Annotated in this window: 21 protein-coding genes; all 21 read right to left on the bottom strand. The window is 40.5% G+C overall.

All coding sequences use genetic code 11. The features are described from left to right. Positions 1–11: 11 nt before the first annotated feature. The 21 genes from DK865_RS02825 to DK865_RS02725 all read right to left on the bottom strand — a co-directional run bounded on the left by DK865_RS02825 (position 12) and on the right by DK865_RS02725 (position 19,525). Positions 12–2,960, bottom strand: a complete 2,949-nt coding sequence (locus DK865_RS02825) for a hypothetical protein (protein WP_109391143.1) — start codon at positions 2,958–2,960, stop codon at positions 12–14. Continuing rightward, on the bottom strand, positions 2,960–5,815 hold the full coding sequence (locus tag DK865_RS02820; RefSeq protein WP_109391142.1) for a hypothetical protein: 2,856 nt from the start codon (positions 5,813–5,815) through the stop codon (positions 2,960–2,962). Before DK865_RS02820 ends, DK865_RS02825 begins: the two co-directional genes overlap by 1 nt. A gap of 2 nt (positions 5,816–5,817) precedes the next feature. Continuing rightward, on the bottom strand, positions 5,818–6,366 hold the full coding sequence (locus DK865_RS02815) for a hypothetical protein (RefSeq protein WP_004243338.1): 549 nt from the start codon (positions 6,364–6,366) through the stop codon (positions 5,818–5,820). After that, entirely contained in the window at positions 6,366–6,836 is a 471-nt protein-coding gene (locus DK865_RS02810; protein ID WP_228407719.1) for a hypothetical protein, read from the bottom strand. The genes DK865_RS02815 and DK865_RS02810 overlap by 1 nt, the downstream gene beginning before the upstream one ends. Before the next feature lies 1 nt (position 6,837). Continuing rightward, a complete protein-coding gene (locus tag DK865_RS02805; RefSeq protein WP_109391140.1) occupies positions 6,838–9,300 on the bottom strand; it encodes a hypothetical protein in 2,463 nt (820 codons plus the stop codon). Next, positions 9,300–9,905, bottom strand: a complete 606-nt coding sequence (locus DK865_RS02800) for a hypothetical protein (RefSeq protein ID WP_109391139.1) — start codon at positions 9,903–9,905, stop codon at positions 9,300–9,302. Before DK865_RS02800 ends, DK865_RS02805 begins: the two co-directional genes overlap by 1 nt. Then, on the bottom strand, positions 9,905–10,216 hold the full coding sequence (gp10, locus tag DK865_RS02795; protein WP_004243343.1) for a capsid staple protein: 312 nt from the start codon (positions 10,214–10,216) through the stop codon (positions 9,905–9,907). The genes DK865_RS02800 and gp10 overlap by 1 nt, the downstream gene beginning before the upstream one ends. 63 nt (positions 10,217–10,279) lie before the next feature. Then, positions 10,280–10,621, bottom strand: a complete 342-nt coding sequence (locus tag DK865_RS02790) for a hypothetical protein (protein ID WP_109391138.1) — start codon at positions 10,619–10,621, stop codon at positions 10,280–10,282. 8 nt (positions 10,622–10,629) lie between these two features. Further along, positions 10,630–11,061 carry a Bbp16 family capsid cement protein gene (locus DK865_RS02785; RefSeq protein ID WP_109391137.1) on the bottom strand — a complete coding sequence of 144 codons (432 nt, stop codon included), beginning with the start codon at positions 11,059–11,061 and terminating at the stop codon, positions 10,630–10,632. Positions 11,062–11,119: 58 nt separating this feature from the next. Next, a complete protein-coding gene (locus tag DK865_RS02780; protein WP_004243350.1) occupies positions 11,120–12,100 on the bottom strand; it encodes a major capsid protein in 981 nt (326 codons plus the stop codon). Between the two features lie 15 nt (positions 12,101–12,115). Further along, a complete protein-coding gene (locus DK865_RS02775; protein ID WP_109391232.1) occupies positions 12,116–12,793 on the bottom strand; it encodes a peptidase in 678 nt (225 codons plus the stop codon). Between the two features lie 29 nt (positions 12,794–12,822). After that, positions 12,823–13,137 (bottom strand): Bbp19 family protein, encoded by a 315-nt coding sequence (locus tag DK865_RS02770; RefSeq protein ID WP_109391136.1) that lies wholly within the window; start codon positions 13,135–13,137, stop codon positions 12,823–12,825. Further along, complete coding sequence (locus DK865_RS02765; RefSeq protein ID WP_109391135.1) at positions 13,134–14,798, bottom strand: portal protein; 1,665 nt, start codon at positions 14,796–14,798, stop codon at positions 13,134–13,136. Before DK865_RS02765 ends, DK865_RS02770 begins: the two co-directional genes overlap by 4 nt. 9 nt (positions 14,799–14,807) lie before the next feature. Further along, positions 14,808–15,020 (bottom strand): hypothetical protein, encoded by a 213-nt coding sequence (locus DK865_RS02760; RefSeq protein ID WP_004243356.1) that lies wholly within the window; start codon positions 15,018–15,020, stop codon positions 14,808–14,810. 184 nt (positions 15,021–15,204) lie between these two features. Continuing rightward, entirely contained in the window at positions 15,205–16,689 is a 1,485-nt protein-coding gene (locus tag DK865_RS02755; protein WP_109391134.1) for a terminase, read from the bottom strand. Continuing rightward, positions 16,689–17,252 carry a terminase small subunit gene (locus DK865_RS02750; protein ID WP_228407718.1) on the bottom strand — a complete coding sequence of 188 codons (564 nt, stop codon included), beginning with the start codon at positions 17,250–17,252 and terminating at the stop codon, positions 16,689–16,691. The genes DK865_RS02755 and DK865_RS02750 overlap by 1 nt, the downstream gene beginning before the upstream one ends. A gap of 56 nt (positions 17,253–17,308) precedes the next feature. After that, entirely contained in the window at positions 17,309–18,196 is an 888-nt protein-coding gene (locus tag DK865_RS02745) for an AbiTii domain-containing protein (RefSeq protein ID WP_109391132.1), read from the bottom strand. Positions 18,197–18,219: 23 nt separating this feature from the next. Further along, positions 18,220–18,561: a hypothetical protein gene (locus tag DK865_RS02740; RefSeq protein ID WP_109391131.1), complete on the bottom strand. Its 342-nt coding sequence runs from the start codon at positions 18,559–18,561 to the stop codon at positions 18,220–18,222. Further along, positions 18,554–18,916: a phage protein NinX family protein gene (locus DK865_RS02735; protein ID WP_109391130.1), complete on the bottom strand. Its 363-nt coding sequence runs from the start codon at positions 18,914–18,916 to the stop codon at positions 18,554–18,556. Before DK865_RS02735 ends, DK865_RS02740 begins: the two co-directional genes overlap by 8 nt. Beyond that, positions 18,913–19,161: a DUF551 domain-containing protein gene (locus tag DK865_RS02730; RefSeq protein ID WP_162556603.1), complete on the bottom strand. Its 249-nt coding sequence runs from the start codon at positions 19,159–19,161 to the stop codon at positions 18,913–18,915. The genes DK865_RS02735 and DK865_RS02730 overlap by 4 nt, the downstream gene beginning before the upstream one ends. 70 nt (positions 19,162–19,231) lie before the next feature. After that, complete coding sequence (locus DK865_RS02725) at positions 19,232–19,525, bottom strand: hypothetical protein (protein WP_109391128.1); 294 nt, start codon at positions 19,523–19,525, stop codon at positions 19,232–19,234. Positions 19,526–19,662: the final 137 nt, after the last annotated feature.

Below are 19,662 nucleotides of genomic sequence, written 5' to 3'. Positions count from 1 at the left end.
TTCTAATAAATTTATTTCAGATTTTCTTCAACTTTATTAAGTATCGGAGCAAAGTAAGGCAGATTCTGCCCTGGTATTATTTGTCTTGCTGCTCTGATCGGACCATCATCAAAGTTACCACTTAGAATGCCACTCGATATCTCACGTAAGTTTTCTAATGTACCAAATGTTGGACCTGCAGTGGCACCAACAAGACCACGACTAGCGTAGCGTGATTGCGTACCGGTGCCTAGCGCTGGACCTAACCCTATTGTTCCTTCACTGGCTTTCTCTAATATGTTATTAAATTCCATTAATGGACCTAATATACCTGAGCGATCAACACCCTCAATAATAAGTTTCTCAGGTGACCAATCGACATCCCTGCCAGCTAATGTATTTTTAATCGCATAAGTTAATGAACCCAGCATAATTTGCAGAGCCATTCCGTAATAAAAATGAGCATCTCCAGCCTGTATTCCGCTTATTGTTGCACGATTAAATGAGCCAAAAATAAACGATTTAAATTGGAATATATGTTTTCCAAACAGACCACTAGACCATAATGGAGTATCACCAATACCAGGAGTTATAACTGTATTATTAACGTCTTTCATGACGGCAGATTCAAAAGCACCACGAACAACAGGATCATCCCATTTACTGCTATTACCTATACGCAGTCCATCAACTGTTTCACCATGTTTAGCAAATTGTTGTTGAATACGGCCCAGCATGCTTTCATCAATACCTAGCTTGGCTAGCCTAGCATTAGAAGCCTGAGACCCTAGAATAATATCCGCAGTATTTATACCATTTATTGTCTTATGGAAAGAGTTCCATTGATTCATTAGAGTCAAATTTCCAAATTTACCAGTCATATAATCTAAACCAGACTCTAAAGCACTACGTTGAGCATATCCATCTGTCAAATCGGCTATTGCTCGACTACGGTCTGATAAGTATACATCTAGACCAACGCCCATTTTTCTTAGTTCTTCCTTACCAGCTTTCCACACATCACTACGAGATAACCATTTACCATAAACGTTAAATGTTTTACTAAAGCCATTGACCATAACGGCACGAGCAACATCAGGGATTGCTGAAACAGTCATTCCACCAAGCATAGTTAAGAAATTGAGATTACGCAGAACATTACCAGCTCGAATAAATGCATTTGAAGGGTTATCAGGACGTTTATAGACACCTAAAGCCCTATCTCTCATCGCCATGATGTCTTCTACATCACGTAGCTTCAACTTACTTAAGCGTCTAATTTCACCTGATTTTTCTAGCGCTTGAATAGCTTCTTTTTGTGCTGCATCAAGCTCTTGATTAATAAATTTAAAATACTCCTTTTCTGACATGTTATTTTTCTTATCAGCATATTTAGTTTCAAGTTCTTTTCTTAGTACCGAAGGATTACCTTTCATGAGTTCGTCATATTCATCCTCGATGCTGCGTATTGTTCGCTCCATCGAAGATTCACCAAAAGCACGCGTTAACTCAACATTAGGAGCAGCATCTCGTATATGATGTTGCAAAACATAGCGGACATCATTCTCCAAAAATTCTTCAATTAATTCATCAGGTATCGCTAAAGTTCGAGATTTAGTTGAGCCAGGTAGCTTAACTGAAAAAGCATTGGCATAGTCTTGTGGTCTCATGGCTCCAGTAATTTTGTTAATTACTTCATCAGCAGCAACTTCTAAGTCTTCCAAAACTACCTTTTCGCTTCTTGACCAGTAGTCCGTTAATATTTTTTTAAATTCGCTTCGTCTAGAAAGTATTTCACCTACACGATACAAGCGAGGGAAGTAGCTCATGCCACCTATAAGCTTTAAATCACTTGGTAAAAGACCCACAGCTTGTAATTCAGCCCTCACATTATCTAAAGCAGGTCGCAGTGCACGAGCTGTTTCCTGAACAACAGGGTTTGCACTTGTATCATTTCTACGCATTGCTTTTGTCACTTCAACAGCAAAATTAAAACGTCTGCCTGTTCCACCAGCAGCACGATATTTAGCATAGCCACTATTAGTAGTTATAATGACTGCAGCTTCATTACGTGACCACATTCTAATTTTAGTTTCAACAGCTGCAGGTGTCGCAATTCCTTCAAGATTCTTTGCTGTTGTGAAATTATTTTCAGCTAATAACTGTGCTGTTCTACGAGAGGTAACGGCTGGTGAATCCATTAAACGCCCGATCGGTGTCATTTTCATGACAGAATTAGCCCAATTCGGTCCTTTCATTGCTTCTTGAGCTAATGTTGTTTCTGCTACCCTTTGAGCGCCAACACTACCACCAGAGAGCGATTGAGCCAATGAGTTACCAATTTCATTAGTAGCTCTCTTTTTTACCTCTGCGCTTATCAAGTGGCCAGCACTACCAACCATACCGCCCAAAATAGCACCTGCAGTTGTATGTATTACGCTTTCTTCAAATGTTCTAGTGTATTGTTGCTGATGTAATATAAACTCACTAGCTGCAGTGCTTAGACCAACCGTTGCTGCGGTAGTAGATGCTTTTGCAATAAGCCCTCCTTGCGCACCTGGAATCAACAGGCTTCCTAGTGTTATAGGATCCAATAACCCCGCAGTGAAAGAAGCTAGAGTACCTTGCCAACCTGATTCAGCTAAATGCTGTCTATCCTGATTTTCATTATCTATTTGTTGCTTTATCCATGCGGTTTCTTGAGGAGAACGTGAGTCTGCGAATTTTGTAGCCCACATTCTGTAACCATCTAACTCATTAGGATCATTGTAAGGGTTATAATCATCCTCTCTTTCAAAATCAGGCGCAGGATTAAATAACCCTGAAAGTATATTATACTGCCTAAATGCAGCGCCCATCACTGATGGGCCTTCTTCTTGAGGTTTTGGGTTAATTCCAACTTCATGTTCTGAAATAAAGCCAGCATTAGTTGGGGCTCTAAAGCTACTTTCATAATTATCAGGTGTTGGATAAATTGGCATTATTTGTTACCTCCCCAAGAAAAATAACTACTTAATTGCTCTTTTTGCCTTTCAATACGTTGCTCGTGAGCTTGTTCATACTGCTTATCAAACTCATCATGACGATCATAGAATGCTCTCCTTGCTTGACCTTTAGCATCTTGCTTAATTTCATATTCAGCGGCTTCTGCAAGTAAATCTTGATATGGCTTATAACTCTCTAATTCAGGCTTATATCTTATTTTAGAACCTGATTCATCATAATAAGGCTGTAAAGTTGGTATTCCGTTTTTATCTTCTTTAGAAATAAAGATGGCATAATCACCATTTCTAGGTGTGTTATGATCGACAACTAAAATAATTTCACCATCAACTATGGGTTTAGGTTTATTCTCTGAAGTATCAATTCCTCCTGTTGTGTTATTTACTCTGAATCCTATATCTTGATTATTTTTACGTTCTTCACCATATTTTAATTTCCATTTCTCTTCTTCCCATTGTTTCGCTTGCCATCCATCAGGCCCACCTTTATGCAATGCTTCTGGAGCATATTTCATTAATTCTGCTTTGCCGTTTATTTCGGTGATCGACCATCTGTTTGAAATTTGTTGATGAGTGATTTTTTTTGCTGTATCTGCATTACCGCCTGATTTATCAAAATTGGCATCATAAAGCAGTTTATAATCACGAAGAAATGCCTTAGCCTCAGGAGTTTCATCGCTTGCAGATGGATCAATTCTAAAAATTTCTTTACGTTCATTTATAAAACTTTCCGCCGCATTTAATACTTCTTTCTTATATCCATTTGATTTTTTTTCATCCGCCAATTGAATTTTTACGGCATCGGTTTGATTATAAACTTGATCAAAAGCTATTTTGATAGATTCATCATCACTAGCCCCAGCATCCTTAAATTGTTTAACATTTAAATAAAATGCCTGCTTTTCTTTTGACATACCTGTTATTGCTGTTGGGTTTGTTTCATATAATCGACTAACAAAGTCAGCGGCAGGCAACACTGTTTTTGCATCTTGGGTAACAGCGGCAGCGTTAAGATGGGATAATAATTGCGTAGGAATAATCCCTGTATTTCCAACTAGCTTAAGAACACCTGTTACCTGTTCTTCATTGCTTAAATTAAGGTTAGCAAAATGAGATGCATAATAACTATCGGTGGCTGCTTTATTACTTTTGCTACTTGGATCAAGTGGAATGCCATAATTAATTGCATTTGAAACCATTTGAGCACCTTGATTAGCTTCCCATGCTTTATCAAACTCATTGAACTTAATACGCATCTTTTCATATCTCTGCTGTTGAGCAGCAAAGTTAGGAGCGTTAGGGTCTTTAGGTCTATTCTGTTCTAAAATATCAGAGCGGCTATCAGGGCTAACCTCTCTTGCTGCAGCAATTATGCTTCCATATTTCAATTGTTCTTGCACTTCCGCATAGGCTTTAAGACCTTTATATTCCCCATACGCTCTGGTATAAGCAGCTTCACTAGGAACATTTGTAGGCTGCAACCCTTCATCTGTAGCAGCATAAATATTTTTATTAATTGAAGATATTTCATCAGAATACTGCTTTCTTCTTTCACTTTGCGCAGCTTCACCTTGTTTTCTGATTTGGTATTGCTGCATAGGTGTTAGTAGATTCCACCATGGGCTATTAGTATTAGTAATTTGCCTACTTTGCGTTTGGTATTGTGACGCCTCTGGTTGTGGTAACCTAGTAAACCCTAGTGCAGCTTGAAGACCTGTGTTTACTTGATCGTCTGTAACACTATGCTTTCCTTCCATTTGCATAATAGCTGTTGTGATATTCTTCAACGTTTCGATATTGCTAACATCAATCGGTATATTCGGATCAACACCTAATTTATCTGAGACGAAAGCAATATATTTATCTGTTTTATTGCCATCTTTTTCTGGCGCATAACGGCTAATTATCTGGTTTATCGTAACAATACCGTTATTGCGATAAGTAAGTAGATTTTTACCTAAAGCACGTACACCATGCTCTGGTGTGGCAAAACGAACAAATTCACCATCATCTCCTATTTGCCCTTCCCATTTGTTATCAGAAACTCTGATATTACCCGGATTATTATTTCTTCCATTTCTATCATCAGGATCAGAAGAACTATTTGATGTATTACTTGGAACACGAATAACACCACCAATATCTGATGGTTCACCTATTACATTAAATGTTCCCATAGCATCAGTTGCCATTGCATTCTGTGCAGCAGTCCAAGCAACTTGATTGTTAAAATTATCTACTTTTGCTGAAATTTCTTCCTCGCTAATACCACGAGCACGATTGAATTCAACAATACTATGTTGCCCCAATGTCATAAAACTAATAAAAGCTTGAGGATTATTGAAACTATCAGAAGCATTTTTTGCATAGCCAGTGACAATCCCATCATTCCGACTAGCTTCAAATGATTGAACTTCTTTTAATTCATAAGATTTAGTCTGATTAGCATACTGTCTTTTAATCACATTAAATTGTTTAAGAAAATCTTCTTGTGAACCTTCAGGCAATTGTGACATTAACTCTTGCCCTTTTGATTCTATATTGAAAATTATTTCATCAGATTGACCAACTGCATTTTTACCTTGCTTCGTGTATAAACCCGTTTGAGGATTATTAAACAGATCATCTGCATGGTCTTGGAGTTGCAATAGTGCATCTTGCGCTAGTGCAACATTGGCTCTTTGTTTTACTTCTGCAAATAAACCAACATATTGCTCACCAACACGACCAAAGCCAGCGCCAAAAGTATCAGGTGATGATTGAACAGAAAACCCATTATTTGGTAACTGCTCAGGCATAACCGTTCTATTATCGTATGTAGGTACCTTTGGCATGATTAAAATCCTTTTGGTGCTTTAGCAAATGTCTTACCCGCTTTCGCAGCACCTGAGCCACCACCACCGAATGGACTCCATGTACCACCAGCCAACTGATACGCGCCATAAGCTTGAATAGGTGCTGTTAATAACGTTGTCATTGCACCCATATTGCCTGAGCGTCTTGCCATTTTTGCATTAAGGCGATCATTCTCAGCTTGCATACGATAGCCATACGCTTCACGTGAAGCGTTATTAACCATAGTTAACGCATCGAGCTCACCCATTGCGGCAGTATCACCCAAAATATCTAAAGCACCTGCAGTACTTAAATCAATGCCACTGGCTGACATTGTTGCCGCCTGTGTACCCGCTAATTGGCGAGTGCGTCTACGCTGTTCTTGAGCCTGAGCGTTGCCTTTATTGATCGCATCAAGTGCGGCATCTTCATTAATTTTGGCGTTTTGATTGGCCACTGATGCTTGAAATTTACCATCGGTATATTGTCCGTATGCTTGCAATGCAGAAGTACCAATTACTGCTGCCGCTAATGTTGTTGGTTCACACATTATTTAGCCCTCAATGTAAAACGATGGAAAGGTAACTGAAGTAAACCTGCTGGCTTTGCTTCTTCAATCTGAAACCCCAACCAATGGAGCCAAGCCTTAGCAATATGATTACGTTCATCGACATAATTCATCAGTGTTGGGTATTGCCCTAACATCTGTTTTAAAATGGGTTTACAGCGCCGTAGAAAGGCTTTCTGGTGTTGCTCTAATAAGTCAGTTCCCACCAACCAAGGAACACCTAAACCAGTAAGTAATGAGCCAGAAGCAACACCAAAAATAGTCACCACCTCATCATTAATAATGCCGGCATAAGATTTAGTAGAAACAGATAAGCCATGCCGTAATACCTGTTCAGGTGTTTGCATTGACATAGCGTAGAACTCATCAACATCAGCTTGTCTTACATATGGCAATAAACGAACAATATGTTCATGAGTGGCAGAAATAATTTGTACATGATGTTTTTTCATATTAGAAACCACCAGCATCAATACGCGGAATAACAGAGAGCACCGCTAACGGTAACGGGTCAACCTGTCTAATAAAGACACGTCCGTTTTTGCTCCAATCTGCATCTAAATTAATTTCAACAATACCTGTGGCATCATCAACAGGATTGTCGTAAAACTCGAATTGACGCTGAGGATACTCATATAACCGTTCTTTTTCAGTACCAGCCCAAATACCCCGACTACTATTTACAATTAAGCTGGCAACCTTAATGAGTTTCTTCTTATCAAGTAATGTTTCTTGCCCATTGATATGGATATCAAGCGTTTCTAATTCGCTGGTAATAGGTAATCCGATATGTACTACGGCTGATGGTGTATCAATTTCCACTGCGCCATTGGTGACAATAGCCTGTGGTGAAACATTAGCGTCAGAAAGAATATTAACTGTCTTACCTTCAAGATGATTTAAGCCAGCAAAGCGATAGCGGGAAATACTCCATTCAGTAGTGGGCGTATTTTGTAATGCTGGTGGAATATTGCGATTAGCAGAAATAACCACTTGATTTGCAGATATATATTGAACAATCTTACAGCGAAGCTCTTTGTGCTCATTATCTTCAAAATAAGGAATATTGACGGCACTACCAATATCAGAAGCACTAAAGACCGGATTGCCTGAAATCACTAATTGATAGTTTTCTTGATAGTTCCACTCACCCGCTCCACCAGTGATAGTTGCTGTTTGTGATATATCAGTATTTCTACCGTCATAACTTAAGCCAGAATCCACAAAGAAAGCATCTTCTGTGTGAGTAAATAAACGGCTAGCCAATCGCTCTACATACCGAACCTGTTTACCGTTTACTGTACGCTGAACAATAAAATAAGCAGAGTCTTCATTGCCTTCACTGATCGAACACGTTGACTCAAACTTACCCTCTGTCGATTGTGGCGCCCATGCAAAAACTTGCTGTTCTCTTAAATAGGTTAAAGCTAACATTAACCCATCGTCACGTATGCACCATGCAATAGAGTACGGAACCGTAGTAAATGACCAATCAACAATGCGGTGACGTTGAAATAGGTGATTTGCCAACATAGTTAAGTCAGTGCCTTGATACCCATCAACATCAAAGGAATACGATAAATCACGCACAGCACTACCTTTCTCTTGTATATAAAGCGCAATGTTCGCAACAGAGATTGGCGGTAAATCACTTGAACCGTTAGCACCTTGTGATGACATTGAAAAACTGGAAGGTGTAAGTACTTTGTTCTGATCGCCTGTGATTTGATATTCACCGCCAGAAGTTAAGGCAACCAGTGAACCAACATCAATCAAATGGCGAATTTCATTAACTTGACGACCTGCATACGTATAAATAATGCGATCATCATCTTGAATAGGATTGTTGCGCCCAAAGTCTTTATAGTCACCACTACGACTTGCCCATATCGTTTGTGGATAGGCACGAGAGCCGGAGAAGAATAAACGTTGTTGATAATAAACAACGGTGCTTGGATAACCATCAACATCATTCCACACTGCACGCGCCCATTTATGACTGGCGTTGTCTTCACCAACAGCATTGGATGGAATATAAGAGATCACCTTTCCTGTGGCTGTTTTGCCATCTTCACTAACAGTTTCAATTTTTACGATACCAAAACCACTATGCAGATATTCCCACTGAATACCTGTATCACCCCCCCAACCATCCCAGCTCATTCCTTCCGTGTGTGACGGTCTTAGTGTTCCTGTTTTACCGCCACTATTGGCACGATAGTAGTTACTGTCAGCACGACGTTGATCATTGAGGTTGGTTGTTTTATCTGTTTCCCATACAGGAACCGCATCAATATCACGTTGCTCTAAATAGAACTGTTTACCTATTTGCTCACTACCAAAAATATCATGCGTAGAGGTTAACGTAATTTGCCCCGTGCTTGCACTGGCATAAACTTTCATTGCCTTATCGGTATTTATATCTTCAAAAGGGCCGTTCTTGGTTTCAACGGAGACTAGCTTCCAATCATCATGATCGTAACGCTGTAACTCCATTGGTGGGTAATCAGTATGAACAATCGTCATAACATCGGCTGATTGCGTATACTTCAAATCAAACAAATCAGCTTCTTTATAAGGTGTAGATAATTCAAACACTTCGCCTTTATGTTCACCATCAGCATAGAGAACCTGCCCACCATCTTTAAATACGCGAATATAACGATCACCAAACTCTAACGCATAGGTTTGTACGGTGCTGAATTGGAAAGGAATAAGGCGAGACTTCTTATTTTGATACTTTGTTTCAGCAATAAATCGTGTGCCTGGTCTATTCTCAACGCCACCATATTGACGAACAATAAAGTTATGGCACTTGCGCAGCGCAGTTGAATACTTTGCAAGATCAACACGCCCATATAGGCTTGGTGCAATTTCACCGCCTGAAAAACTAGGTTGAATAAGACTAAATGGCATTATGACAACCTCGCTTGTGTAAACTCATCCATATAATCAGTTGGCTCTGCTGACTCACTTAATGAATGTGCGGCCGCACTTTTAATAACACCTTGATAAATTTGTAATGCCTCACCACCAATACCCGCATTTGATGCCAATGGACGAGCCAATTCAGCCGCTAAACGCCATGCCAGTGCATCTTTAAATAACGCATCAAACATATTGACGTCAGTAATACGTGCAACATATTCAAGCCATGCACTTGGATGATCAGTAAAAATTAATCGACCAGTACCATTTTCATCTGAACCAACATGAAAGTGGATTGCTGTATCTGGTCTACGGTACTTTTGATAAGGTTCGACAATACCAATGGCTTTTAAGCAATCATTAGGATAGCGATAGGCATACGCCCAATTAGGCGGGGGATTATTTGTATTGGCTAATGCCACCTTTTTAGTCGCAAAGTTCCAAGGAAAATCGGCCAGCACACTATCACGGCATTGCGCATAATGAAGATTGCATTGAACGGCTTCTTTGCTGGCTTCAGTCATGCTATTAATTGAACGACTATTACCAATACGACTTAATGCAATATTGCAAATCTCAATTTCAGAGGCCATTACTCACCCCCATCAAAAAGAACATCTGCCGTTGATTTTGTGTCGCCTGCACCTAAAGCCAGATCAGTTATTTGTAACTCTACATATACTGACTTCTTACCTTCACGTTCATTAATAGATTTAGACAGTATTTTGGCAACAGCAGACAGCTCAATACTTTCACCAACATCAGGAATAGAAACCCCTAATTTTTCTATTGTGTCGTTTTCAAGTGAAATACGTAGCCCGTATGGATATTCTTCACGAGTTTCTTTTTCACCTTTGGCATTTTCATAAGTTTCTGTGCTGGTTTTTAGATTGATTAGTTTCATTGGATATCTCTCGGCTCAAGTAGAAAATAAAAAAGGGGCTTTCGCCCCCTTTATCATCGGGGGTTAAACCCCAAGTTCTTTCCGCTTTTCATCTATTGCGGTGCGCATTTTATCTGCGCCCATATTGTGATGAGGTGCTTTACCAAATAGCTGAGTATATTGCTCACGAAGCGCATCAAGGCTTGAGTCAATCGCCACACCTGAACCGCTTACAGCAATATTACTTATGCCTTCATCAGTATTATCACCAGCCCCATCAGCCACGCTATGAGTATTAAGTCGAGCATCAGCGCCACCAATTAACGCTAAGTTATCGCCAGCTATACCGTCGTACTCAACCTCTTCACCGATTTCAAGTAGACGCCCAGCGATAAATGATTTTTTTAAAACCTTATATCGTGACATGTCACACCTTATTGAGTTACAGCATCGTAAATAGGATGAGCATCAACAGTTATGTTAATACCCGCAGTGAACTTACCCGCCGTTAATGGCCCTTCTACAACAACATATTGCAGGCGCAGATACTTCAGAACGCCTTGAGGTACTTTCGCCACAATACGTTTACCTGCATTTAAATCAGCAATTGGCATTGCCACAGATTCAAAGATAGATTTAGCATCAGAGAATTTATCATCTGTCGCGGTTTCTAACTTAATTTGAACAGTCGCTTCACCTGCTGCTTTAGCCTGTTCAGTCACTTGTGCAAACAGCTCTAATGGCTCACCAATACCGATATCACGAAATGCGCCATGCACTGGCGTTAAGTCGATAACTTGCTTACTTACAGCAGATGCAGTAACCGCCTGATCCAGTGAAAAAAGCGTTTCTTTATCTAAAATCATTTTGACTATCTCCAAATAAATGAAAGTTAGCGGAGCCGTTAAACGACACCGCAATAACTTATTTCACCTGATCTTCAGTCGTTAGAATGGCATCAACACGGCGAACAGGAATTTCATCGAATGAAACAACTTTCTTACCGGCAACTTCTGCCATAGAAATATTGACGTTTTTGCTGTTTTTAATTTGACGACGCATCCAGCTACGGATTTGCTGGTTACAATAAAAAACAGGACGCCCCATAGAGAGGTTAGGGATCTTCTCAATTGCTTGAATAAACAAGTCTGGCAAATCGAGTGTGTCCGCTTTTTCTGGATCTTTACCAATTTTGGATAAATCAATATTGGCGATACGGACAACATAACGCCAGTCACGAACTGAGATACCATTTTTCCATTGGAAGTGAGTACGAAAGCCTTGGTATTTACCTTTGTTCTCATCTTCTAAAGTAACTTCACCTAAATGGTTTTGCTCTAAACCTGCTTTAGAACCTTTAGGGAAAATACCGTGGACAGTGTTTTCACCCCATACCACTAACCACACAGAAGTTAAGTTACTGCCAGTACCACCAGCATCAATGATGTTGACTGCATTCTTTGCTTTCATATCGTTAAAGCGTGCAGCTAAACCCGTAAAGCGCTGAGGATGAACCGTAGCATCACCATAAATAACTGTTTCAGCCATTTGCTGGTTCATTGACTCTAAGAATGCAATTGATTCAGACAATAGAAATTCATTCTTTTGCCCGTTCAAGTTAGCTAGGTCTTTATCAACCTCAGAATAGGTTTCAAGCATACCAATCGCATCAGTAACCTGTGCTGTGGTTGATTTGCTTGGTGGTACACCATAGTTAAGCAAGCGCCATGTTGCAGATGGTAAACCGGTACGAACGGTTGTACGGTGACCCGTTGGTAAGTTACCTTCAACGAAAACCATATCATCAAGAATTTCATTAGACTGATTCAGCAATTCGACGATCTTCGCTTGCTTGCTGTCAGGGCCTTGTCGTTTAGCCCAATCAACGAGAGTTAAAGCAGGCATGTTATTTCCTCTTTGTTATCCAAATAAAACATCAGCAGCACTTTTACTGCCGTTACTGTTGCCAGTGACAAGACCGTCCTCTGACATTGCTTTGCCAACACCGGCAAAGATACGAATAAGCTCAGGATGGTTACCTAGTCCTGACTCTTCTAAATACTGTTTCAGTTCAGGTGAACCGAACTTATCCATTGCTTTTTGTGCCGCACCGATAGATTCATCGGAACCAAGCTCTTTATCTGCTTTAACAGTTTCAGCCCATTGCTCTGTCTGTTTTTGCCAACCTTCAGCAAGTTGCTTATTAATCGCTGGCATGATTTTAGAGCCATAAACATCAACCAGTTTTTGCGCTTGTTCGTTGTTTAAATTCAGCTCACGAGCAATCGGCTCAAAGACTTCTAATGCACCCTTATCAAGTTCTTGCCCTTCTTCTGGTGCTTTAAATTCATACTTTTCGGGTGCGCCTACATCTGGTTCATTGGCATCATTTTTCTTATCAGCCGGCTTCCCCTGTTCTCCACCATTCTCTTTTTCAGTGCTTTTCTTAGGATCATCACCGTTTGCTGGTGGCTCATTTTTATCTGTTGCTGATGTTTCCTGAGTAGGTTCCGTTGCTGCACCGCCACCGCCTTCACCTCCCTCGCCGTGTTGCTCGTTATACAAGCGACGCATGATTAATTTCTGCCATAAGTTCATGACTGTTTCTCCCATTCTTTAAATCTTGGTTAAACGCTTGGTGTAGCTGCTTCATTTGCCATTTGCGCATAAAGCTCAGGGCAAACTTCGTGTAATTGATTGAAAACTTTTAACCCATAGTTACGCTCGCCCTCTCTAAATGCCATTGCATAGGGATCGTTAGAAAAAGAGCTACGAAATACGCCAGAGTCAGAAATCAAACGCCAAATAACAGCACGCCCAGCTTCTGTGGACATAACCTCTTTTAGCTGTTGTTCTTCTTTCTCTTGTCTATTTTTTTGTTGAATATCGTATTCAGTGCGAGCAATTCTCTCGTCTTCATACGCATCGAATGGATGTGTCATTGAGCACCTCCACCAGCCATAGCGGACAAGGCACTATCATTATCAAGATTGGTATCACTGAGCGTTTTAGCACCATCAATAGCGGACTGCGCCATTTGCATCTGAGCCATTTGTTGTTGCTGTGCTTGTCGTTGTTGACGTATGGCTTGTACTTGCTCATTGGTTGCAACGATAGTTGGAGAGACGCCAATAGCAGACGCATAATTATCAATAGCATCATCAGCGTTAAGCTTATCGAGAGCTTCTGGCTTAACTCTTGCCAGATTGCCAACAAAGCCAGCAAAGCGTTCGATACTGCCAACGCCAATCGATTTTTGTGCCTGAGCCATTACAGAAATGTACTCAACCTTTAGATCCATTCCCTGCATTTCATCAGGCGCAACGGGAAGTAAATTTTTGTTTACCAAGATTGAGAAAGTACGATTAATCAGCTTGTCGAGTAACTCAGAATCAAGGCGTTGCAGAACGGGCCCTAATTGCAATAGCTTCTCTTCACGCATCTCAACAACGGCTTCAATCGGCATAGAGCGCGTATTCACCATTTGCATCATGCGGAATAAATCGACAAAGTAAGCAGTATCAATCAGTTGACGGGTATCTTGAACATCTTCAAGTAGTGCTTTCAATGCTACGGGTTGAACATCAAAAATCGTTTGAATTTTATTAGTGGGATTTGCTTCATCAAGATAGTTAATGCCTCCGGGTATGGTATTTACTCGTTGGTTTTTTAATGATGCAGGTACTTGTAAAGGTGGATTGGTCAGCTTATCAATCATCTGCGCTTTACGTTTTTGCATTAATTGAAGTGCTTTAGTGCCACCTAACGCCATCATGCCCGGGCATGATGAGCCGTAAACGTCCTCACCATTCACTTCCCAGCGTGGCGCCATAATAGGAAGTTCATCATAGCCAGATTCACGTAACACTTTCTCGTTATCACCCGCCACTTCAAGATAAACAGATTTAAAAGGCTTATGCTTCGCCTCTAACTTTCCTGTTTGTCGTTCAAGGTTTGGATATACGGCATGAACCACTTCAACCCATTGGCTGTACTGGCTTGAATTCCACATTGATTTAACAGTGTCGCTAACGCTATCAATCCCGAACTCCATTACCAACTGGCGAACGGTCATCGTAAATTTGCGATAGCAAACATCAACGCTCAGGCTTGGACTATTCGCAATGTAATAACTGCCAAGGGGGAAATGAACGGTACGGATAATACGCTGACTGTCTTCAACAACCGCCATTGCTGCAGTGCCAAAGGTACCTAAATCCCCATACATCAACGGTAATGACTGATAGAGGTTAGAACGATTAAACACTTCGTTCATGCGTTGCTCGGTGGTTTCTAACCAAAGTTTTACAGGGCCATAATCCATTAAATCAGGATCAGGTGTCGCTAAACGAAACCAAGGACGAGCAGGACTTGTAATACCCGACATCATGCCACTGGAAAGCACCAATGAAGCTAAAGATGCCGTAGGGTCAATGATCTTACTATTACGGCGATCACCTCGATTAACATCAGACGCAGTAAAGCGCGTACTACGAGGACGAGTGAAATCTGACAATTCACGCCAATGCGGTTCAAATGAGCTACGCTCTGTTTCCAACTGATTAAGTTGTTGCAGTAGCTGTTGTTTCAATGGCGTTGACATAGTCACCCCTTATTGACCAAGTAAGGTTTTACCGCTGGTGGATGCTGAACTTGTCGCACCCTGAGCACCTGTTAGTAACGTAGACTTACGACCAGCGGCTGCACGGCGACGACGCATTTCATCATCACGACTACCCGTTACTGCCGCATCTTGTTCTTGAGGTGCTGCCTGAACAGCAGGAGGAGTTGTAATTTTTGGAGTATTGCCAAATGGATTACACATATCGACACACCTTTATAATTAACCAATATTGCATATTAAATTAATAATACATGTTATTTGACAATATTGAAAATTATAACTACCATTTTGGTTATGCAATGCCACTGCATTTTTTCTCGGTATTGTTACCACGACAGCGTGCCTTACCTTAGGACTGTTTGCCCTCTACTCCAGAGGGCTTTTTTTATGCGAATGGATCGTAATCTGAATTGCTGACATTAACGCCAGAATGAGGTGAGGAGTAATTTCTATCTATTTTGGTGACTGGATAAGCGAATGTCAGTACGAATGCATCACCTTTACCCGGCGAACGACCAAGACGTTTTTTAATTTCTGTTTTATCTTCTAGTACAATCTTGCCATCAATAACACGAACTTTGTATTCAGCACATGATAAATCATCTGCGGTTTCTTGATCGTCAAGTGCACCGCCTATTTTTAACCACGTCTTACTGCTGTTATACATTTCACCGCGTTTGTTTAGCATTTGTGGATCTGTTGATGCACCACCAAACTTAACTAAACGCCATACACGACCCCAACTTGTTCCAATGGAGTGAATACCAGTACCATAGCCAAAGTCGATATGAACAGCGTCAGCCTTGTATTGATCTTCAAAGTCAGCAATACGCTTTGCCATAACAACATCGTCAGTTGTTTTAAAGCCCGTCCACAAGCACTTACTGAATAAACCTTGGCGCAGATAAATGACTGCATCATCAATACCTGAATAGGCGGGGTCAACACCAATGATTACAGGCGCATGAGCAACTTCTGCCTGTGTGACAATACGCTTCATGGCTTCATCCGTTAAGCCTGTTGGAATAAACTGTAGTTCTGATGCTGACGGGAACACACCACGAACACGGACTTTAAAAAAGTCGCTATCTTCGCCGTAGTCCTCTTCCCAGTTTTTAATCTGCTCTTTGTTGCTACCTTCAACGGTACGACTATCAATCTGCTTAGTATTCCAACGATGTTTAAACTTACGAAAGCACTCACGAAAGCGCCCTGTGTTACGGGTTGGGTTACCAAATGCTATCCAAATGATTTCGGTACCTTCATCCGTTAACGCCCCTTCTGCGACTTCCCATACCAGATCGGCAATATTAGATGCTTCATCAAACACCAAGATAATACGCTTACCTTTGTTGTGAAGCCCTGCGAATGCCTCCGTATTGTTCTCTGACCACGGTACCGCATCAGCACGCCAAGCATTAGCGTGATTAGGATCGTTTGAGTAGATAGCCGTCTTAGTACAAGTAAACCAATTATTAGTCAGTGATAATCGTTGCCACTTCGCTATTTCTGGCCACGTTTTAGTACGGAGCTGATTTTCGGTATTAGCAGTGACGACTACCTTACAATCTTCGCAGGTATCCATACCCCACTTGATGATCATTGAAATAAATGCCGATTTACCGATACCGTGACCAGAAGCACGAGCAAGTAATAATGGCTGGTGGCGTGTCTTTGGATTACGCAGATGTTCACCGATTTCATTTAATGCTTCGGCTTGCCACTGACGAGGGCCATTATATTCTTCAAGCTCTCCACCAGCTTCACCCCACGGAAATGCGTAATAGGCATAACCTAATGGATCATGCGTAAATGATGCGATATCTTCAATGAGTTGTTCTTCTGGTGACTTCGGCAAATCTTCTGACATTACTCAACGCTCCCTTGCTGAACACGTTTACGAGCAGATGCCAACTTATCAGCCAATGATACATTTACATCGACCTGTACTCTGTCTCTAAAGGCATTGATATCAACGTGCTTACCAATCAGTTCAAGCACCTTGATTTTATCCAGTAACTTTACTTTTTTAATACGTGTATCACCGTCAATATCGATGATATCGAAAGCAGCAACACTTTTACGCCAAATAGGTGACCATTCAGATATTGGTTTAATATCGCCTTTCTCATTAAGAATATCGGCAATATCTGCATCAAGCATATCAACCAAGCGTTTGAGTACATTGTCAGCACTCATCTTGGTTCGCTTATTGCGCTGTTGCATAAGTTGTGCGATACGCTCTTGAATACGGGGATCAGCCATTAGCTGTGATGCGCGTTTGCAAGCACTGCCAGAAGCATATCCAGCAGAGATTGCAGCATCAGTTTGATTATCGGGGGATTTGATATATTCCTGACAGAAACGTTCCATCTTATCGTTGATAGGCGTCGGCTGTCGTGCAGGTTTCTTTCTTGGTCTTTTGATAGTCATAATCATCACCTCTTTGGTTATTATGGCTACCGAAAAGTTAAACTTCAAATCATATACTAGCCAATTAATTTTGAAATAGCAGGAATATATTGTGCAACAAGACTACATACCGAGGCGCTACCACCTGCAATGGTCATTACACTAGCCAATTTATCCATTATTCCTTTTTGGTCTTTAATTTGTTTCATTTCTTCAATTTGTGGAATAACAGTATCAATAGTATCCACATCCTTACCTTGCTCCTTTAATTGAAGCAGTTCAGATAATAAATTATTAATTAATTCATCAGATTGAAGCTGGATATTTTGGTTAAAATTTTCACTAGCATTAGCAATATTAGCGTTGCCATAAATGTGATTGGTAAAAGTCTGAGTAATCGCCTTCTCATCTTCTTTTGACAATTTAATATCCTCTATATTTTCTATTTTTTTTTCTATTTCCAGTAAAAACTTCAGTATTTTATTCTTTATAGAGTCAATGATACTATAACACCCTGTCCTAGGTAATATTTCATACGCTTTCATACAAAAAAGCCCACTATATAAATTTTTAAATTCACACAATACGGACATGGGCATATCTTTTCTAGGATCAGTATCACCAGAATAATGCAATAAACTTTCCAAATATGAAGCAGGATAGTCCATTTTTCCAGAACAAAAAATATCCTTTAAAAAATCAGGTACAAAATGTTTATCTATTATCATTCCTTGAAATGTCCTCCCATGACCATCAGTAAAATCCCCTTTAATCATAGTGCTTTGTATTCTGTAATCAGGAAGAACATCAGAGTTACCGTACCCTCCAAGCTCTAATTCTGCCCACTTGATAAAAACATCATTATTAATTTTATATGCTAATACTAAGCATTTACGCAAAATATCAGTTATGTTCGATTTTGGATTTAAAATATCGGTTTGTATTTCAGAAAAAAGAGATGACATTTTTATGCTCCTATTTTTTCTATTTATTCTACCTTCAACATCATTTCATGCCAGCCCTTTGTTACCCAACATTTGGCATCACCAGATAAACAACATTGCTGAACGGGTAACTGCTCACCACAGCGCTCACACTTGCGCTTAGATAACTCCTCTGCTTGTCGCTTATACTCCGCATCATCTTTACGGATAAGCACCTGCAAGTACTCAACAACGTCATACGGATCACGACCAGGCATACGCAGAACACAATTACGCTGTAACATATCCAGCTCTTGATTATCCACCAGCAATTCAATCTTCGTTATGCCAAGTTCCTTTTGGCGTTTACGTTGTAGTGCCTTACGTTCAGCAGGTGATTTAGCCATTTAATAGCTCCTCAGGCACATCGACTTCACCACCTAACACCACAGCGACAGTAGCGCGACAAATTGCCTCTTGAGGTGTATCGCCATCGTAGTAATCATCTTGTAAGTAATTACAGATAGCAGACCATGCAATTTGATAATGTCCGAAATCGTTACTCAACATCTCATTGATAAGTTCGATAGCGTAAGTCTCAATAAACTCACCACACTTTAACCAGTCGCTAGATGGGCTATATACACAGTTATTAGCATCAACAATAAACTCTTTATAAATACGAACATCAACGCCAACGGCTTTACCTACCGCCCAATCAAGTGCTAATCCTTTTAGTTTTGAAGTTTTAACTTTCATCATTCACCCTCTGGCATTGGTGGGAGTGGCATCCAGTGAGTTATTGGATAATCATCATCTTCATAAAACTCATCGTTATCGCTGATATAATGGCAGTAAGAACGCGACCAGACCCAACCTTCAAAACTTGAATCTGAACGCATGAACACATGCCATACAAACTTGCCATTCCAAAACCATCCAGCGAACACTGGAGTGTCTATTTCAGGCAATGAATCACTACACTTAACCCAATTAGTTCCCTGCATTAAATGCCTCCTCTTAGCGTTTTCCATTCCATCTAAAAATCCTCTTGCGTGACATGTCACGATTGTTTATTTATCTGAATAGACCAAATTCCCAATTCAGGTTATCCAAGCACTCCCTGTCTTGATTGAGGCAGTAATCCCACTGCTCTTGGTCTTTGTGCTCTCTGACCAGCTGCCAGCACCAGCCGCCATTGTGTTTAACCCGTCTTACTTTCCTGATTTCGACATCATCACAATCAAATATAACGCCACCGCCAGAACCTAAATGAGCGCGCAAAACGTCAAGCTCCACACTGACAACCTGGAACAACTTCGGCATCGGTTTAATGCCATTGTGGAAATCATCTATTTTTGGATATTTCATTGTGTTACATCTCCTACATCATCAATGAGATCGCAGCAATGCACCCGACGCCTCACATAATCATTAATAATCCGGTGTTGATACCTCAGAAAAATCGACGCATAACAGCATGATTTTTAACTCATAACTTATTACCG

Source organism: Proteus cibi, assembly GCF_003144405.1.
GTDB classification, from domain to species: domain Bacteria; phylum Pseudomonadota; class Gammaproteobacteria; order Enterobacterales; family Enterobacteriaceae; genus Proteus; species Proteus cibi.
This window is presented reverse-complemented; position numbering and strand designations above follow the sequence as displayed.

Coding starts and splice junctions, on each gene's coding strand:
- DK865_RS02825 (WP_109391143.1), bottom strand. CDS start 2,960: ATGCCAATTTATCCAACACCTGATAATTATGAAAGTAGCTTTAGAGCC.
- DK865_RS02820 (WP_109391142.1), bottom strand. CDS start 5,815: ATGCCAAAGGTACCTACATACGATAATAGAACGGTTATGCCTGAGCAG.
- DK865_RS02815 (WP_004243338.1), bottom strand. CDS start 6,366: ATGTGTGAACCAACAACATTAGCGGCAGCAGTAATTGGTACTTCTGCA.
- DK865_RS02810 (WP_228407719.1), bottom strand. CDS start 6,836: ATGAAAAAACATCATGTACAAATTATTTCTGCCACTCATGAACATATT.
- DK865_RS02805 (WP_109391140.1), bottom strand. CDS start 9,300: ATGCCATTTAGTCTTATTCAACCTAGTTTTTCAGGCGGTGAAATTGCA.
- DK865_RS02800 (WP_109391139.1), bottom strand. CDS start 9,905: ATGGCCTCTGAAATTGAGATTTGCAATATTGCATTAAGTCGTATTGGT.
- gp10 (WP_004243343.1), bottom strand. CDS start 10,216: ATGAAACTAATCAATCTAAAAACCAGCACAGAAACTTATGAAAATGCC.
- DK865_RS02790 (WP_109391138.1), bottom strand. CDS start 10,621: ATGTCACGATATAAGGTTTTAAAAAAATCATTTATCGCTGGGCGTCTA.
- DK865_RS02785 (WP_109391137.1), bottom strand. CDS start 11,061: ATGATTTTAGATAAAGAAACGCTTTTTTCACTGGATCAGGCGGTTACT.
- DK865_RS02780 (WP_004243350.1), bottom strand. CDS start 12,100: ATGCCTGCTTTAACTCTCGTTGATTGGGCTAAACGACAAGGCCCTGAC.
- DK865_RS02775 (WP_109391232.1), bottom strand. CDS start 12,793: ATGAACTTATGGCAGAAATTAATCATGCGTCGCTTGTATAACGAGCAA.
- DK865_RS02770 (WP_109391136.1), bottom strand. CDS start 13,137: ATGACACATCCATTCGATGCGTATGAAGACGAGAGAATTGCTCGCACT.
- DK865_RS02765 (WP_109391135.1), bottom strand. CDS start 14,798: ATGTCAACGCCATTGAAACAACAGCTACTGCAACAACTTAATCAGTTG.
- DK865_RS02760 (WP_004243356.1), bottom strand. CDS start 15,020: ATGTGTAATCCATTTGGCAATACTCCAAAAATTACAACTCCTCCTGCT.
- DK865_RS02755 (WP_109391134.1), bottom strand. CDS start 16,689: ATGTCAGAAGATTTGCCGAAGTCACCAGAAGAACAACTCATTGAAGAT.
- DK865_RS02750 (WP_228407718.1), bottom strand. CDS start 17,252: ATGACTATCAAAAGACCAAGAAAGAAACCTGCACGACAGCCGACGCCT.
- DK865_RS02745 (WP_109391132.1), bottom strand. CDS start 18,196: ATGTCATCTCTTTTTTCTGAAATACAAACCGATATTTTAAATCCAAAA.
- DK865_RS02740 (WP_109391131.1), bottom strand. CDS start 18,561: ATGGCTAAATCACCTGCTGAACGTAAGGCACTACAACGTAAACGCCAA.
- DK865_RS02735 (WP_109391130.1), bottom strand. CDS start 18,916: ATGATGAAAGTTAAAACTTCAAAACTAAAAGGATTAGCACTTGATTGG.
- DK865_RS02730 (WP_162556603.1), bottom strand. CDS start 19,161: ATGCAGGGAACTAATTGGGTTAAGTGTAGTGATTCATTGCCTGAAATA.
- DK865_RS02725 (WP_109391128.1), bottom strand. CDS start 19,525: ATGAAATATCCAAAAATAGATGATTTCCACAATGGCATTAAACCGATG.